This window comes from Streptomyces sp. NPDC029674, assembly GCF_044903205.1.
GTDB lineage: Bacteria > Actinomycetota > Actinomycetes > Streptomycetales > Streptomycetaceae > Streptomyces.
In genome coordinates this window covers 173,376-188,932 of sequence record NZ_JBJDPY010000006.1, presented here as the reverse complement: position 1 = coordinate 188,932, position 15,557 = coordinate 173,376, and the positions used below count along the sequence as shown (strand labels likewise).

Annotated in this window: 12 protein-coding genes and 1 riboswitch; of the genes, 5 read left to right on the top strand and 7 right to left on the bottom strand. The window is 71.3% G+C overall.

Annotated features, from left to right (window positions below):
• Window positions 1-181: 181 nt before the first annotated feature.
• Complete coding sequence (locus ACI2L3_RS16460) at window positions 182-1,471, top strand: PspC domain-containing protein (RefSeq protein ID WP_404753065.1); 1,290 nt, start codon at window positions 182-184, stop codon at window positions 1,469-1,471.
• Entirely contained in the window at window positions 1,468-2,199 is a 732-nt protein-coding gene (locus ACI2L3_RS16455; RefSeq protein ID WP_404753064.1) for a LuxR C-terminal-related transcriptional regulator, read from the top strand. Before ACI2L3_RS16460 ends, ACI2L3_RS16455 begins: the two co-directional genes overlap by 4 nt.
• A 29-nt stretch (window positions 2,200-2,228) precedes the next feature.
• On the opposite strand, the gene ACI2L3_RS16450 is transcribed toward ACI2L3_RS16455, so the two are convergent.
• A complete protein-coding gene (locus ACI2L3_RS16450) occupies window positions 2,229-2,885 on the bottom strand; it encodes a hypothetical protein (RefSeq protein WP_404753063.1) in 657 nt (218 codons plus the stop codon).
• A 79-nt stretch (window positions 2,886-2,964) separates the two neighbouring features.
• Window positions 2,965-4,032 carry an NlpC/P60 family protein gene (locus tag ACI2L3_RS16445; protein WP_404753062.1) on the bottom strand — a complete coding sequence of 356 codons (1,068 nt, stop codon included), beginning with the start codon at window positions 4,030-4,032 and terminating at the stop codon, window positions 2,965-2,967.
• Between the two features lie 345 nt (window positions 4,033-4,377).
• Here ACI2L3_RS16445 and ACI2L3_RS16440 point away from each other — a divergent pair, with 345 nt between their 5' ends.
• Entirely contained in the window at window positions 4,378-4,731 is a 354-nt protein-coding gene (locus tag ACI2L3_RS16440) for a hypothetical protein (RefSeq protein WP_404753061.1), read from the top strand.
• A gap of 94 nt (window positions 4,732-4,825) precedes the next feature.
• Here the strand turns inward: ACI2L3_RS16440 and ACI2L3_RS16435 are convergent, their stop codons facing one another.
• A complete protein-coding gene (locus tag ACI2L3_RS16435) occupies window positions 4,826-6,052 on the bottom strand; it encodes an NlpC/P60 family protein (protein ID WP_404753060.1) in 1,227 nt (408 codons plus the stop codon).
• A 7-nt stretch (window positions 6,053-6,059) separates the two neighbouring features.
• Window positions 6,060-6,216: riboswitch (cyclic di-AMP (ydaO/yuaA leader) on the bottom strand.
• Between the two features lie 255 nt (window positions 6,217-6,471).
• Here ACI2L3_RS16435 and pcrA point away from each other — a divergent pair.
• Window positions 6,472-8,949 (top strand): DNA helicase PcrA, encoded by a 2,478-nt coding sequence (gene pcrA / locus ACI2L3_RS16430; RefSeq protein ID WP_404753059.1) that lies wholly within the window; start codon window positions 6,472-6,474, stop codon window positions 8,947-8,949.
• Window positions 8,950-8,984: 35 nt separating this feature from the next.
• On the opposite strand, the gene ACI2L3_RS16425 is transcribed toward pcrA, so the two are convergent.
• Window positions 8,985-10,463, bottom strand: coding sequence for a M23 family metallopeptidase (locus tag ACI2L3_RS16425; protein ID WP_404753058.1), 1,479 nt, complete (start codon window positions 10,461-10,463; stop codon window positions 8,985-8,987).
• Between the two features lie 195 nt (window positions 10,464-10,658).
• Window positions 10,659-11,597 carry a lipase family alpha/beta hydrolase gene (locus ACI2L3_RS16420; RefSeq protein WP_404753057.1) on the bottom strand — a complete coding sequence of 313 codons (939 nt, stop codon included), beginning with the start codon at window positions 11,595-11,597 and terminating at the stop codon, window positions 10,659-10,661.
• A gap of 423 nt (window positions 11,598-12,020) precedes the next feature.
• Here ACI2L3_RS16420 and ACI2L3_RS16415 point away from each other — a divergent pair, with 423 nt between their 5' ends.
• Complete coding sequence (locus ACI2L3_RS16415; RefSeq protein ID WP_362993355.1) at window positions 12,021-12,431, top strand: cobalamin B12-binding domain-containing protein; 411 nt, start codon at window positions 12,021-12,023, stop codon at window positions 12,429-12,431.
• A gap of 8 nt (window positions 12,432-12,439) precedes the next feature.
• On the opposite strand, the gene ACI2L3_RS16410 is transcribed toward ACI2L3_RS16415, so the two are convergent.
• Both ACI2L3_RS16410 and ACI2L3_RS16405 read right to left on the bottom strand, forming a co-directional pair.
• Window positions 12,440-14,107 (bottom strand): DUF5691 domain-containing protein, encoded by a 1,668-nt coding sequence (locus tag ACI2L3_RS16410; RefSeq protein WP_404753056.1) that lies wholly within the window; start codon window positions 14,105-14,107, stop codon window positions 12,440-12,442.
• 23 nt (window positions 14,108-14,130) lie between these two features.
• Window positions 14,131-15,483, bottom strand: coding sequence for an SWIM zinc finger domain-containing protein (locus ACI2L3_RS16405; RefSeq protein ID WP_404753055.1), 1,353 nt, complete (start codon window positions 15,481-15,483; stop codon window positions 14,131-14,133).
• Between the last annotated feature and the right edge of the window lie 74 nt (window positions 15,484-15,557).

Sequence of the window (15,557 nt, the reverse complement as noted above, 5' to 3'; positions counted from 1 at the left end):
TCCATGGTGACTGCCAGGGGGCCGCCGCGGCAGTCGGGACGACCCTGGCCGAACCCTGATATCGCCCCTGAGACGGCTCGGGTCGCAACCCTGACAGGGCCGGGGCAGGGGCCGAGATCAGGGAAGTCTCGGGGGTCGACCCTGATGCTCGCACCCGCGCCCGCGTGTGAATATCGATGACATGCCGGAAGCCGCTGCACCGCCCACCGACGACGTCCGACCGCTGCGCAAGCTGTACCGCAGCGGCGACGGCCGTTGGCTCGGCGGCGTTGCCCGCGGTCTGGCCGGCCACCTCGGACTGCCCGTGATCTGGGTCCGGCTGATCTTCGTCGGCCTGTTCACGGCGGACGGCCTCGGCGCGCTGCTCTACGCGGCGTTCTGGTTCTTCGTCCCGCTCGGCGTGGGCGGGGTCGACTCCGAGCGGCCGCCCGCGGCCGTCACCGCCGAGACGGCGCCGGACGGCCGCCGAAGACTCGTGGCCCGCAAGCCCGACAAGGGGCAGCTCGTCGCGCTCCTCGCGATGGTCGTCGTCGCCATGGTCTTCGTCGGCAATGTGGACCTGGACGGTTCGACCAAGGCCTATGTCGTCCCGACCCTGCTCGTCGCCGCCGGTGTCGCCCTCGTCTGGCGGCAGGCCGACAACGCCCGCCGGGCGCGCTGGATGGCCGTCGGCCGTCGCAGGCGCACCCTGACCATCGCCCGGTCGGCGGCCGGAGTGCTCCTGGTCGGTGCCGGGGTCTCGGGCATCTTCGTGCTGCAGGGCTCCGCCGCCCACCTGGGCGCCGTGCTGCAGGCCTCGCTCGCCGTGCTCGTCGGTGTCGCGCTGCTCGCCGGCCCCTACCTCGTGCGCATGATGCAGGACCTCTCGGAGGAGCGGCTGATGCGCATCCGCGCCCAGGAGAGAGCCGAGGTCGCCGCCCATGTCCACGACTCCGTGCTGCACACCCTGACCCTGATCCAGCGCAACGCGGAGAGCCCCGGAGAGGTGCGCAGGCTCGCCCGTGCCCAGGAGCGGGACCTGCGGGCCTGGCTCTACAACCCCGAGGGCAGCGGCAAGGACGAGGACGAGGAGCCCGACACCCTCGCTGAGGCGGTCCGCCGCAGCGCCGCTGAGGTCGAGGACAAGCACGGCGTCCCCATTGAGGTCGTCGTGGTCGGCGACTGCCCGCTCGACGAGCCGCTGACCGCACAGATGCAGGCCGCGAGGGAAGCGATGGTGAACGCCGCCAAGTACGGTGGCGAGGGCGGCGCGGTGCAGGTCTTCGCCGAAGTCGAGGGGGAGACGGTGTTCGTGTCCGTCCGGGACCGCGGTCCGGGCTTCGATCTGGATTCCGTGCCGGACGACCGCATGGGCGTACGAGAATCGATCATCGGCCGCATGCAGCGCAACGGCGGCACGGCGCGGCTGCGCGCGGTGCCCGGCGGCGGCACGGAAGTCGAGCTGGAGATGGAGAGGACGGCGACGACATGAGCGACGCGACCGGGGCCAGTGGGCCCACGGAGCCGACCGGGACGGACGAGGGCGGCGGTGCGGGCGGGCGTCGCGTGCGGGTCGTCCTGGTCGACGACCACCGGATGTTCCGTACCGGAGTGCAGGCGGAGATCGGCCGGACGGACGTCACCGGTGTCGAGGTCGTCGGTGAGGCCGCCGACGTCGACCAGGCGGTCACGGTCATCACGGCCACCCGGCCTGAGGTCGTCCTCCTGGACGTACACCTGCCGGGCGGGGGTGGTGTGGAAGTCCTGCGCCGCTGCTCGCCGTTGATGTCCGACGCGGAGAGTCCGGTGCGTTTCCTCGCGCTGTCGGTCTCGGACGCCGCCGAAGATGTCATCGGCGTCATCCGGGGCGGCGCCCGCGGCTACGTCACCAAGACCATCACCGGCACCGACCTGGTGGACTCGATCTTCCGCGTGCAGGACGGCGACGCGGTGTTCTCACCGCGCCTCGCCGGGTTCGTCCTGGACGCCTTCGCCTCGACCGACGCGCCTCCGGTCGACGAGGACCTGGACCGGCTCACGCAGCGCGAGCGGGAGGTCCTGCGGCTCATCGCGCGCGGGTACGCGTACAAGGAGATCGCCAAGCAGCTCTTCATCTCCGTGAAGACGGTCGAGTCGCACGTCTCGGCGGTCCTGCGGAAGCTCCAGCTCTCCAACCGCCATGAGCTGACGCGGTGGGCGACGGCACGGCGGCTGGTCTGACCGACCGACGGCAGGGCGGTGTCGTGCAGTCAGGAGAGCGTGGCGTCGGCGGGGGCGGTGGTGGTCGGCCTCGCCGCCGGGCCCAGTTTCCGTAGCGCCCACCGGTAGTGGCCGAGGGCCTTCGCGGCGCCGAGGAGGCCGGTCAGCCACAGGATCAGGCCGACGCCCATGCCGAGGGCGACGTCGGTGTAGGTGTCGTGGCCCGGTTCGGCGTAGGCGGCCGAGGTGAAGGACGCCCACAGGCCCAATGTGCACACGGCGAGGGAGGACAGGAGCCAGAGGAGGCTGAGGCCGGGGGAGCGCAGCCGGGCGTCGGACGGCGGGTGGCTGTCCAAAGCGAGCCAGGCGTCCATGAGTTGCCGGACGCGTCGGTCGTGGCGGATGCCGAGGACGACGCCGATCACCGCGGGGACCAGCGCGGCCAGGCCGAGGACCACCAGGACCGGGCCCAGCAGGAAGGCGCTGGCGTCCTCGTCGTCGATGTACCGGATCGGCTGGATCAGCAGCGCCCAGCCGACGACGCCGCCGAGGCCGCACAGCCACAGCAGCAGGAGCCGGCTCACCCCGAGGTGTCGCCTGCGCAGCTCCTCCAGGGCCATGCCGCGATCGGTGAGCAGCGTCTGCCGGTCCGGCCAGGTGCGCAGATACACAGGTGGCGGGGGCGGAGGCAGCGTACGGCTAGGCATGCACGTGACATTACTGGTGGGCGCGCTCTGCCTGCTCGCCGCGCCCCGCAGCCTTCACTTCGGTCACCGGTGTGTCCGCTCACGCCACGCGTGTGGCGCCCGCGAACGGCATTTGGTCGATCGGCGCGAGCCGCACGGGGGCGCTCGGGTTCGGGGCGTGGATCATCTGGCCATTGCCGACGTAGAGGCCGACGTGACTGATGCCCGAGTAGAAGAACACCAGGTCGCCGGGGCGGAGTTGGGAGCGGGAGACGCGTTCCCCCGCGGCGATCTGGGCGTAGGTGGTGCGGGGCAGCGCGACGCCGGCCGAGCGGTAGGCGGCCTGGGTGAGGCCTGAGCAGTCGAAGGCGTTCGGGCCGGTGGCGCCCCAGACGTAAGGGCTGCCGATGGCCTTGTACGCGTAGGAGACGGCGGCCGCGGCGCGGGCGTTGGGGGCCTTGGCGGCGCCCGGAGAGGCGGCGCGGGCGTCCGAGCGGGAGGCGCGGCTGTCGCCTCCCGGGCCTTCCCGGCCTTCCGCGCCGGCGAGTTCCGCGCGCTGGTCGGCGGTGAGCCGGGACAGCAGCCGCTTCGCCTCGCCGAGCTTCCCGGTGATCGTCTTCTTGTGCTTCTTCAGCTCCGCCTGGCGTGCGCGGAGGGCGGCCAGGCGTTCGTCGGCCGCGCCGCGCAGCCGGTCCATCTCCTGGACCTGCTTCCGCACGTCGCCGACGGCCAGGGCCTGGCGGCTGCCGGCCCGGTCGGCGCGGGCCGCGCGGTCCAGGAACTGTTCGGGGTCGGAGGAGAGGGCGAGCTGCACTGAGGGGTCGATGCCGCCCGCGCGGTACTGCGCCGCGGCGTACGAACCGAGGCTGTTGCGGGCGGAGTTGAGCTTCTCCGCCTTGCGGGCCGCCGTGTCGCGCAGCTCGCGGAGGGTCTTCTCCGCCTTCTCGGCCTTCTCCTTCGCGCCGTTGTACTTCTCGGTGGCTGTCTCCGCCTCGCGGTAGAGCGAGTCGACCTTGGACTTCACCTCGGCGGGGCTGAGCCGGGGGTCCGCGTGTCCCGTGCCGTCGAAGACGGTCGCCGACGCGGCTCCCACGAGGGCGAGGGTCGCGGCGGTACGGGCCGTGCTGCCGCTGAGCGAGCGCTGTTTGGGCTTGCGGTGCGCTGCCACGAAGTGGGGCTCCTTACGTGTCCGGCGGCGGCCCGCACAGGGGGAACGGGCCGCCGCCGGGTTTCTCGGCGGTGGTGACCGACGGCCGTCCCGGGTCGGACGGCGGTGGGGAGCCGGCCACCTGGTGGAGGACGCTAAACCTGGCCGTCACGGGTTGGTGAGGGATTGTGCGCAACTGGCGGAAGAGGGCGGACAGTGACCGACTACGACCGTGCGGCTCGCGGGCCGACGGCTGCTTCGCGCGCGGCTGTGACCGATGGCTCGTTTCCGACTTGCCGGGTCAGGGGGTGGTGATATGGGGGCACCTGCCACGGCCGCCCGGGGACCCGGCTAGGCTCCGGCCTCATGGACCTACTCATCCATCTCTTCGTCGGCCTGCACATCATCGGCATCGCCTCGCTCCTGGGTGGCTTCCTGACCCAGATGAAGCAGATGGGCCAGGGCACCGCACGGTTCAGCCCCGGGATGCTGCACGGGGCGTTGATCATGCTCGTCACCGGTGTTGTCCTGGTGGGCCTCAACCAGGCGGACGACAACGCGGTCAACAACCTCAAGATCGGCATCAAGATGGCCGTGCTGATCGTGATCCTCGCGCTGGTCTATGTGAAGCGGGACGAGGAGAAGGTCGACAAGGGCATGTTCGGCGCGGTCGGCCTGCTGACCACGGCGAACATCTTCATCGCGGTGCTGTGGACCTGAGTTTTCCGCCTCTACGCGCGTGTGGCCCGCATCCGGGGGGGATGCGGGCCACGCGCGCGTAGAGGTGCGTCGGCCTCAAGAGCGTGCTTCGCCCTTACGCGGGGCGCACCACGCTGTGGATGGGCATGTAGTAGATCGACTCGACGCGGACGTTCGCGCCCGGCTTCGGGGCGTGGATCATCTTGCCGTTGCCGATGTAGATCCCCACGTGGCTGATGTCGTCGTAGAAGAACACCAGGTCACCCGGCTTGGCGTCGGCGGTCTTCACGGTGGTGCCGACCTTCACCTGGTCCCATGTGGTGCGCGGCAGGGAGATCCCCGCGGCCTTCCAGGCGTCCTGGGTGAGTCCGGAGCAGTCGTAGGAGTCGGGGCCGGTGGCGCCCCAGACGTACGGCTTGCCGATCTGGGCCTCCGCGAAGTCGATGACCTTCGCGGCCTTGGTGGCGTAGCTGCCGTCAGTACTTCCCGAGCCGGATCCGGAGCCGGAGCCCGAACCGGAACCCGAGCCCGCGTCGGAACCGGAACCGGAATCAGAGCCGGATCCGGAGCCCTGGCCGGCTTCCCGCTCCTTCTCCCGCTGCGCCGCCTCCTCGGCCCTGCGCTCCCGCTCCGCCTCGGCGGCCTGCTCACGGGCCAGCTTCTCGGCCTTGCGCTTGGCCTCCAGCTTCTTCTTCCGCTCGATCTCCGCCAGCCGCGCCTTCTCCTCGGCTGTCAGCTTCGAAAGCAGCTCACGCGCGTCACCCAGCTTCTTCTGGACGGTCCGCTTGCTCGTCCTGAGGTCGTCCCGCGAGTCGCTCAGCGTCTCGAGGCTCTTCGCGGCCTTCGTGCGCTGCTTGGTCGCCGACGCCTGCTGCGCCTGGTAGTCGTCGACCGCCTTCTTCTGGCGCGTGGTCAGCCGGTCCGCCAGGTGGTTCTGGTCGAAGTAGCCCTGCGGATCGTTGGCGAGCATCATCGTGGCGGTCTCGGAGACGGCGCCGGTGCGGTACTGGGCGGCGGCGAACGAGCCCAGCTCCTTGCGCGCGTCGTTCAGCTCGTCCGTGCGTTTCGCCACGTCGTCGAGGAGGCGGTCGACCTTCTTGCGCTGCTTGTCGGTGCGCTCCTTGGCCGAGTTGTACTTCTGGGTGGCCACGCCGGCCTGCCGGTAGAGCTCGTCGACCTTCTTCTGGACCTCTTCGAGGCTGGGCCTGGCCGGCGCGGAGGGCGCCGCCTGCGCGCTCTGTGCCAGGAGGGCGACGGAGGTGAGGGCCGCCGTCGTGATGCCGATGGCGGGGGCCGTGCGTAGGCCGGCTGTACGGGTCCGCGGCTTGCGGTGCGACGCCAAGGGAGGCGACTCCTTCCGTGGACCGCCTACCGGGTTAGCTGTCGGGTTCGGGCGGGTGTTCCGGAAGGCTGCCCTACGGTCCCGTACTTCGTACGGGACCGATTCACCCCAATGTTCTGGTGGGTCCCCGGCTCCGAACAGGTCGGACTCGGCGGAGGCCGCCCGTTCCCGGCGGGGTTCGCCGGTGGGGGGACGAGTGGCCCGCCGGGCACGCTAGCCAACGCGTGTGGTCCCTGTGAAGGTTGATGTTCGATATGCCCGATACATTTTCGTGACTTTACGAGTTCCCTGACGCGGGCGTGGCGCGGGCGGTCAAAGGCGTAGCGGAGCGTGATCGTCCGTGGGCGGGGCGTAGGAAGACCCGGGCTGACCGGAACCCGCAGCGGGTTGTCAGTGGGGCCGCCTAGACTCGGGAGGCGATGAGCAGCCTCTTTGATGACAGCTTCCTGGCGGACCTGCAGCCTTCCCGGGCCGCGGACGAAGCGCCCCCGCCGCCGCCCGAGGACAGCGCTCCGGAGCCCATTCCGGACGACCTGTTCGACGGGAAGTTCGACGCGCCCATGACCCGGGAGTCGCACTACCGCGACGGCGCCCCGCGCCCGGTCATCGACCCGGCGTCGCTCCTCGACGGGCTGAACGAGAACCAGCGCGCGGCCGTCGTGCACGCCGGCTCCCCGCTGCTCATCGTGGCCGGCGCCGGTTCCGGCAAGACCCGCGTGCTGACCCACCGCATCGCGTACCTCCTCGCCGAGCGCGGCGTGCACCCCGGCCAGATTCTCGCGATCACCTTCACGAACAAGGCCGCGGGCGAGATGAAGGAACGCGTCGAGCAGCTCGTGGGCCCCCGGGCGAACGCGATGTGGGTCTCGACCTTCCACAGCGCCTGCGTCCGCATCCTGCGCCGCGAGTACAAGAAGCTGGGCTTCACCTCCTCCTTCTCGATCTACGACGCCGCGGACTCCAAGCGCCTCATGGCCCTGGTCTGCCGCGACCTGGACCTCGACCCGAAGAAGTTCCCGCCGAAGTCCTTCAGCGCCAAGATCTCGAACCTGAAGAACGAGCTGATCGACGAGGAGGACTTCGCCGGTCAGGCGGCCGACGGTTTCGAGAAGACCCTCGCCCAGGCCTACGCGATGTACCAGTCCCGCCTCCGCGAGGCGAACGCGCTGGACTTCGACGACCTGATCATGACGACGGTCCACCTGCTGCGCGCCTTCCCGGACGTCGCCGAGCACTACAGGCGCCGTTTCCGGCACGTCATGGTCGACGAGTACCAGGACACCAACCACGCCCAGTACGCCCTGGTGCGCGAGCTCGTCGGCCCCTCCGGAGGCGACGAGGACGACCCGGCCGAGCTGTGCGTGGTGGGTGACGCGGACCAGTCCATCTACGCCTTCCGCGGCGCCACCATCCGCAACATCCTCCAGTTCGAGGAGGACTACACCGACGCGACGACGATCCTCCTGGAGCAGAACTACCGCTCCACGCAGACGATCCTGACCGCCGCGAACGCGGTCATCGAGCGGAACGAGAGCCGCCGCCCCAAGAACCTGTGGACCAACCAGGGCGCGGGCGCCCGCATCACCGGATACGTCGCCGACACCGAGCACGACGAGGCCCAGTTCGTCGCCGACGAGATCGACCGCCTCACCGACGCGGGCGAGGCCAAGGCCGGCGACGTCGCGATCTTCTACCGGACGAACGCCCAGTCCCGTGTCTTCGAAGAGATCTTCATCCGCGTCGGCCTGCCCTACAAGGTCGTCGGCGGCGTCCGCTTCTACGAGCGCAAGGAGGTCCGCGATGTGCTGGCCTACCTGCGCGTTCTCGCCAACCCCGAGGACGCGGTCCCGCTCCGCCGCATCCTGAACGTACCGAAGAGGGGCATCGGCGACCGCGCCGAAGCCATGATCGACGCGCTCTCGCAGCGCGAGAAGATCTCCTTCCCGCAGGCCCTGCGCCGCGTCGACGAGGCCTACGGAATGGCGGCCCGCTCCACCAACGCCGTCAAGCGTTTCAACACGCTCATGGAGGAGCTGCGGACCGTCGTCGAGTCCGGCGCGGGCCCGGCCGTCGTCCTGGAGGCCGTGCTCGAGCGGACCGGTTACCTCGCCGAGCTGCAGGCCTCCACCGACCCGCAGGACGAGACGCGCATCGAGAACCTCCAGGAGCTCGCCGCCGTGGCCCTGGAGTTCGAGCAGGACAACAGTGCGGCTGCCGAGGGCGAGGAGGGCGCCGCCCCGGCCGGTACGCTCTCCGACTTCCTGGAGCGCGTCGCCCTGGTCGCAGACTCCGACCAGATCCCCGACGAGGAGGACGACGGCTCCGGAGTCATCACGCTCATGACCCTGCACACCGCCAAGGGCCTCGAATTCCCCGTGGTGTTCCTGACCGGCATGGAGGACGGCGTCTTCCCGCACATGCGCTCCCTCGGGCAGGTCAAGGAGCTGGAGGAGGAGCGCCGCCTCGCGTACGTGGGCATCACGCGCGCGCGTGAACGGCTCTATCTGACCCGGTCCTCCATGCGCAGCGCCTGGGGCCAGCCGTCGTACAACCCGCCGTCGCGCTTCCTCGAAGAGATCCCGGACACCCACCTGGACTGGAAGCGGACCGGCTCGGTCGGCGCCCCCGCGTCGTCCGGCCCCGCCGCGGGAATCGCCTCGTCGCTGTCCTCCTCGCGCTCCCGTTCCGGTGGCGCGCAGGGCTTCGCCACGCGCCGCGCGACGGAGAAGCCGGTGGTGTCGCTCGCCGTCGGCGACCGGGTCACGCACGACCAGTTCGGCCTCGGGACCGTGGTCGGAGTGAAGGGCACGGGTGCGAACGCCGAGGCGACGGTGGACTTCGGAGAGCCCAAGCCGAAGCGTCTGCTGCTGAGGTACGCGCCGGTGGAGAAGCTGTAGAGGTGAGGCCGTAAGGCCGGGTGCGGCGGCCGGGGTTACGTCGGGTCGAGGCCGTGGCTGCGCAGCCACGGCAGCGGGTCGATCGCCGAGCCGCCGGCCGGCCGCACCTCGAAGTGCAGGTGCGGGCCCGTGGAGTTGCCGGAGTTCCCGGAGAAGGCGATGGTCTCGCCCGCCTTCACGGGACCGCTGGAGATCTTGTGCGTGGAGAGGTGGCAGTACCACGTCTCCGTGCCGTCCTTGGCGGTGACGATCGCCATGTTGCCGTAGGCGCTGTTCCACTTCGTCGACACGGTGCCGTCGGTCGCGGCGAAGACTTCCGAGCCGTACGACACCGGGAAGTCGATGCCGGAGTGCGCGGACATCCAGTTGACGCCCGCCTGCCCGTACTGCGCGCTCAGGCCGTGCTGCTTCACCGGCAGGGCGAACTTGGGGCGCAGCCGCTCCTTGCGCGCCGCCTCGGCCGCCGCCTTCTTCTCGGCGGCCGCCTTCTCGGCCTTGAGGTCGATGCGTTCCTGCGTGCGGCTCGCGCGGTCCGCGAAGTCGCCTGCGTCGGCGGAGAGGTTCGCCAGCTGGGTGTCCAGCTTGCTGTTGGCGGCGGAGGGCTGCACGGACGTGACGTCCGGAGCCGAAGCCGTCGTCTCTTTCTTGTCGTCGTCCCCGCCGAAGTTGCCCACGGAGGCGGCGGCCACTCCGGCGACCCCCATCACGCAGGCCGAGGGCACCGCGACGGTGAACAGGGCGGATCGTTTGGCCGGGCTCCTGCGGCGGGTCCTGGAGCGGCCGCCGCCGTCGGCGCCGCCGCTCTTTCCGCGGGAGGAGCGGGACGGCCGGGGGGCGGCGCTCCGGGAATCCGTGGTGGCCGGCTCGGAGTCCGTGGCCCCGTACGCGGCGTCGGCGCTGATCTCGTACTGGTCGAGTTCGGGCTGCTCCGCCTCGTACGACTGGGGCGCGTCGTCCGGCGGGCCCGCGTCGTGCGGCTCGTACGCGCTCGTGTCGAAGGTCTGCGTGTCCCACTCGCCGGTCTGCGGCGCCTGGTTCCAGGCGGCGGTGTCCCACTGGCCCGTGGAGTCGGGGCCCGGCTGCGAGGGGATGTCGACGAGCTGCTGGTAGCCACCGGTCGACCACATCGAGCCGGTGTCGTAGCTGCCGGTGTCGTACGTCTCGGCGTAGTACTGCGCGGCGTACGGATCCTGGACGAGCGTCGTCTGCTGCGGCGGGGCCGTGGTGGCTGTGGTGGTCGCCCACTGGCCGGTGTCGTGCGCGGCGCCCGGCATGTCACCGAAGAGCGGGTCGGTGGCGAAGGTACCGGTGTCGAAACCGCCGGTCGCGAAGCTGCCGGTATCGAAGCTTCCGGTGTCGGGACCGGTCGTGGCGAAGGTGCCGGTGGAGTAGGTGTCGTAGCCGTAGCCGCCGTGCTGGGCGCCCTGTTGGTCGTACGTCGGGTAGTGCGGTTGGTCGGCGCCGGGTGCCGAGGACGGGGGAGTCGAGCTCCCCGACGGGTGACGGTCGTTCACCAACTTCTCTTTCGCCTCGGCAGCAGGGGCGGAGCAGTGCGGCGACTGTACCCGGCGGTATACGGGCGCGACAATCTTCGGCAGGTTTCACGGTTTCAGGAAACGGGCATTCGGCCGTCTTTCGGGGGACTGTGGGCACAGCCTTGGCTCTGCGTTCGAGGTTCGTTCGATAGGGGCCGGTGCGGTCGGCCTGTTTCAGGCGACGGTGAGTCCGCCCGGGGCGCTCTTGGCGTCGGCTCCCGGATTCGCCAGGTCGAGCGCCTGGCGTATGCCGTTCGCGACCGCGGGGTGCACCGGCAGCGCGAGATGACCGATTCCGGTCACGCGGATGTTCTGCGCGAGCAGGTCGGGGTGGTCGACGCAGGCCGTCTCCAGCGGGTCCATGATCTGGTCCAGATCGCTCCAGAAGCTCACGAACTGCGTGCGGCAGTCCGGCGCCGGTTCCTTCAACTCCTCGATCACGTCGGAGCCCGGCCGCATCTGCCGGACGATCGGGTGGGCGTCCGCGAGCGGCACGACGCGGGTGCCGGCGTGCGGAGTGCCGAGCGTGACCAGGGTGCGTACGCGTGCGTCACCGCCGAGCCGCTGTGCGTAGTAGCGGGCGATCAGGCCGCCGAGGCTGTGCCCGACGATGTCGACCCGGGCGTGTCCCGTGCGCTCGCAGATCTCCTCGATGTGGCGGCCGAGCAGCTCGGCGGCGACGCGGATGTCGCAGGTCAGCGGCGAGTAGTTGAGGGTCTCCACGCGGCGGCCGCCGTGCTGGGAGAGCGCGCGGCGCAGCAGTACGAAGACCGAGCGGTTGTCGATGAAGCCGTGCAGGAGCAGAACCGGCGGCCTGCCGTCCGGCGGGAGACGGGGAGCTCCCGGAGGTGGCTGGACCGGGGCCGGCCTGCGCTCCTGGGTGATGCCCGAGGGATAGAGGAGCAGGTGGCCCGCGAGGATCGTCAGCTCCAGCGCGGTCGCCTTCAGCAGGGCGACGGAGAGGCCTGCCACTTTGACCGGCAGGGCGGGGAGGGATGGGAGGGACGGGAGGGATGGAAGGGCCGGGAGTGGGGTCAGGCCGAGGATCTTCGGCAGCAGCGAGCCGAGTGGACGAAAGGGGCGGGCCCCCGCGTGGGCCTCTGTGACCGGCATCGTCGACCTCCCGATTGGCGCACGGAAGGGAGGCTCTGTCCCCCGTGTGCCCTAGGGGGAGTCGTGTTCGAGGAGTCGGCTGTGCGATGGCGATCCCGGCCACCGCTCCGCGGTGACTCCGTGCCCCCGTTGCATCGCCGATGCGCGGTATCACCACGCCGTGCGGCTGCCGGCGCGGTGGCCCGGCGTCTCGTTGCGGCTCCCCTCGCGCCTGGTCCGGATGCGGAGCGTGAACCCCTGGGTTACGGACGGGCGCGCAGCGAACGTGTCCCACGTGTGATTTCCCCCTCGCTCTCCACCGTGAAACTGCCGCTTGCGCGATGCTGGGGATAACGTTCGTTCACTTCCCCGGCCGGTGCGGTGCGGGGTATCTGTGCCGGGACAGACTGTTGTCGGTACGGATATCGGTACATGGAGGCAGTGATGGGTGTGGCAGCCGGGCCGATCCGCGTGGTGGTCGCCAAGCCGGGGCTCGACGGGCACGATCGCGGGGCCAAGGTGATTGCTCGGGCGTTGCGTGACGCAGGTATGGAGGTCATCTACACCGGGCTGCACCAGACGCCCGAGCAGGTGGTGGACACCGCGATCCAGGAGGACGCCGACGCGATCGGCCTCTCCATCCTCTCCGGGGCGCACAACACGCTGTTCGCGCGCGTGCTGGAGCTCTTGAAGGAGCGCGACGCGGAGGACATCAAGGTGTTCGGCGGCGGCATCATCCCGGAGGCGGACATCGCACCGCTCAAGGAGAAGGGTGTCGCGGAGATCTTCACGCCGGGAGCCACCACCACGTCGATCGTGGAGTGGGTGCGGGGCAACGTACGGCAGGCTGCCTGACGGCGCCGTCATGTCGGCGGAGGCAGTTCGTCGCGTATCGCCGCGCGCAGCCGCAGGGTGGTGACCAGGCGTTGGAAGGCTTCCGACCAGTAGCTGCCCGCGCCGGGTGACGCGTCCTCCGGTTCGTCGGGGACAGCGGTGAGCGCTTCCAGGCGGACCGCCTCCGCCGGGTCCAGGCAGCGTTCCGCAAGACCCATCACCCCGCTGAAGCTCCACGGGTAACTGCCCGCGTCCCGCGCGATGTTCAGGGAGTCCACCACGGCCCGGCCCAGCGGCCCGGACCAGGGGATTGTGCAGACGCCGAGCAGCTGGAACGCCTCCGACAGGCCGTGCGCCGCTATGAAGCCCGCCACCCAGTCCGCGCGTTCGGCGGAGGGCAGGGAGGTGAGCAGTTTGGCCCGCTCGGCGAGGGACACGGCGCCCGGGCCCGCCGCGTCGGGCGAGGCGGGGGCGCCCAGGAGGGCTCTGGACCAGTCGACGTCCCGTTGGCGTACTGCCGCGCGGCACCATGCCGCGTGCAGTTCGCCCCGCCAGTCGTCGGCGACGGGGAGGGCCACGATCTCGGTCGGTGTGCGGTGGCCGAGCCGGGGCGGCCAGGTGGCGAGCGGGGCCGATTCCACGAGCTGGCCGAGCCACCAGGAGCGTTCGCCGCGGCCGGCGGGGGGCTTCGGGACCACGCCGTCCCGCTCCATGCCCGCGTCGCACTCGTGCGGTGCCTCGACGGTGAGGGTCGGGGTGTTCGATGTGTGGTCGACGGCCACGCAGGACGCCGCGCGCGCCGCCATCCGCCCCGCCAGGGCCGATTCGGGGAGCGCGGAGAGCAGTTCCGCCGCCGTGGAGCGGACGTTGCGACTGCGGTCGGTGAGGGCCTGCTCCAGGAACGGTTCGTCCTCGGGGGACAGGCCGGTGCGCAGCGAGTCGAGGAACATCAGGCGGTCCTCCGCACGCTCCGTCGGCCAGGTCGAGGTGAGCAGGTCCAGGGCCATGCGGGCGTTGCCCGTGCCCGTCCCCGTGCCTGTACCTGTGTCTGCGCGGAGTGCGGTCAGGAGGGCCACGCGCTCGGCGAAGAGGCCTTCCTCCCAGAGCTGCCTGACCCCGGGCACGTCGTCGGTGGACGGGAGCGCCACGCCACCGCCCGGAGTGGCGCGGAGTGCGAACTTCCAGTCGGGGTTCAGGCGGGCCAGCCACAGGGCTCTCGGACCGGCGAAGATGAGGGCCTGAGGGCGCAGGTCCGTGCGGCCGCGGGCCGCGTTCAGGAGGGCGGGCAGGAGCTCGGGCGGTGGGCCGTACCCCCGCGCGTTGGCCAGGGCCAGCCACTGGGGCAGGAGCTCCGTCAGGTCGGGTGCGGCGCCGCGCCGGCCGCCGCTGCCGGAGCCGGGCTGGTCGGTGAGCAGCGTGGCGAGCCTGCGCCTGGCGGCGGGCGGCACCTGCGGTCTGGGGTCGTCCGCCGCGGGCTCGGGTGGTGCGGCGGCCGGGGCAGGGCGGAGGCCTGCTCTGCGGCGCACCGTCTGCACCGCCGCCGCGTCCAGGAGGGCGAGCGGCGCCTCTTTGCCGGGGGTGTGGAGGGCGGGCGGCAGCGCGCGGCGGTCGGTGCCCAGCAAGGCCGCCGTGACCAGGTCGTCCCAGGTGGGGACGGGGTGCCCGGTGGGGTGCGGGGCGGAGTGCGGGGTGGTCATGTGTGTCTCCTGGTGTGCGGTTGTCAGCACAGCGACACCGGCTCTCGCGAGTCCTGCTGCCAGGCCGTGAGGGGTGTGAAGCCTTGATGGCCGCACTCGCCGAACACCGTCAGCGGTGCGCCTCCGGACAGGGAGACCAGGCGCCACAGGCCTGGCCTGGACGTGGCGGACGGGGTCAGCGGAAGGGCTGTGGTGCCCTCGGCGTCGGCCAGCTGCCAGGAGTCTTCGTGGCGGGCCGGTATCACCTCGGAGAGCGTCACCGGCCAGGACTCCAGCCAGGGGTCGCCGCGCAGCGCCTCGCCGTAGCGGGCGGTGGCCTCTTCCGTGCGTACGCCTGGAGGGCGGTGTGCGGTGGGCGTCGGCGCAGAGAACTGTTCGCCCAGGTCCGCGCGGAGTTGGGACGCGCCCGGGTAAGCGGTCACCTCGGCATCGAGCGCGAGACCCACAGGGAGAGCGAGCGTGGGAGCGCGGCCCGCCGCGCCGTAGGAGAGGAGGAGCGCGTTACGGCCGGACTCCGTGCCGTACAGCCATATGCGGCGTGTGGTGAGTCTGCTGTCCGCCGTGTCGTACTGGGCCAGGACCAGCCAGCGGTCCCGCAGGGGCGGGCCCTCCGGGTGCGCGGGCAGGCCGACGTGGGAGCGGACCGCCGCCGCGAGGCTGTCCGGCAGCCGGTCGCGGTGGAGCCAGCCCTGGTCGAGGAGGTGGAGCAGCGCGCACTCCTCCAGGAGGCGCGCCGGCCAGCCGGGTCCGGAGGATGGGATCGCCCCCAACTCCCGCACCCGCGACGCCAGTCCCGGCGCCTGGGCGTCGACCATGCGGGCCGCCGTCTCATCCCACGCGCCGTACCCCGCCTGCTCGGCCGAGGCGGTGCCGCCGCGGAGCAGGTCGGACAGGCGCTGCTCCAGCTCCGTCGCCCCCGCGGTGATCCGGTCGGCCCGCTTCTCCGCTCTTCTGCGCGCCGCCTCCGGATCGGCCGGACCCGTCGGCGCCGCAGCCGAACTTCCGCCCTCACTGGGTCTTTTACGACGTGACGCGAGCCATTCCGCGGCCCAGTCCGGCGGGTCGCCGCCTTCCGGCACGGTGCCGTCCGCGCCCGCCCAGACCAGCAGCAGCCCCAACGCGTGCTTGCACGGGAACTTGCGGCTCGGACAACTGCACTTGTACGCCGGTCCCGCGGTGTCCGCGATGTCGACGACCGTCTGATACGGCTTGCTGCCACTGCCCTTGCACAGCCCCCACACCGTCCCCTCGCCAGAACTGCCCGCCTCCGACCATGGGCCGGCGACGCCGAGTTTGCTACCCGCCTTGCGCGACGGAGCGTCAGGAGCCAGTGCCAGCACCTGATCCGCCGTCCAGCGCACCCCCTGCTGAGTCATGTCTCGAAGGTAGGCGCAGCCACTGACAATCGGCCCTGGCGTGTGGGTCGTTGCAGGTCAGAGGGGTGTGGAGG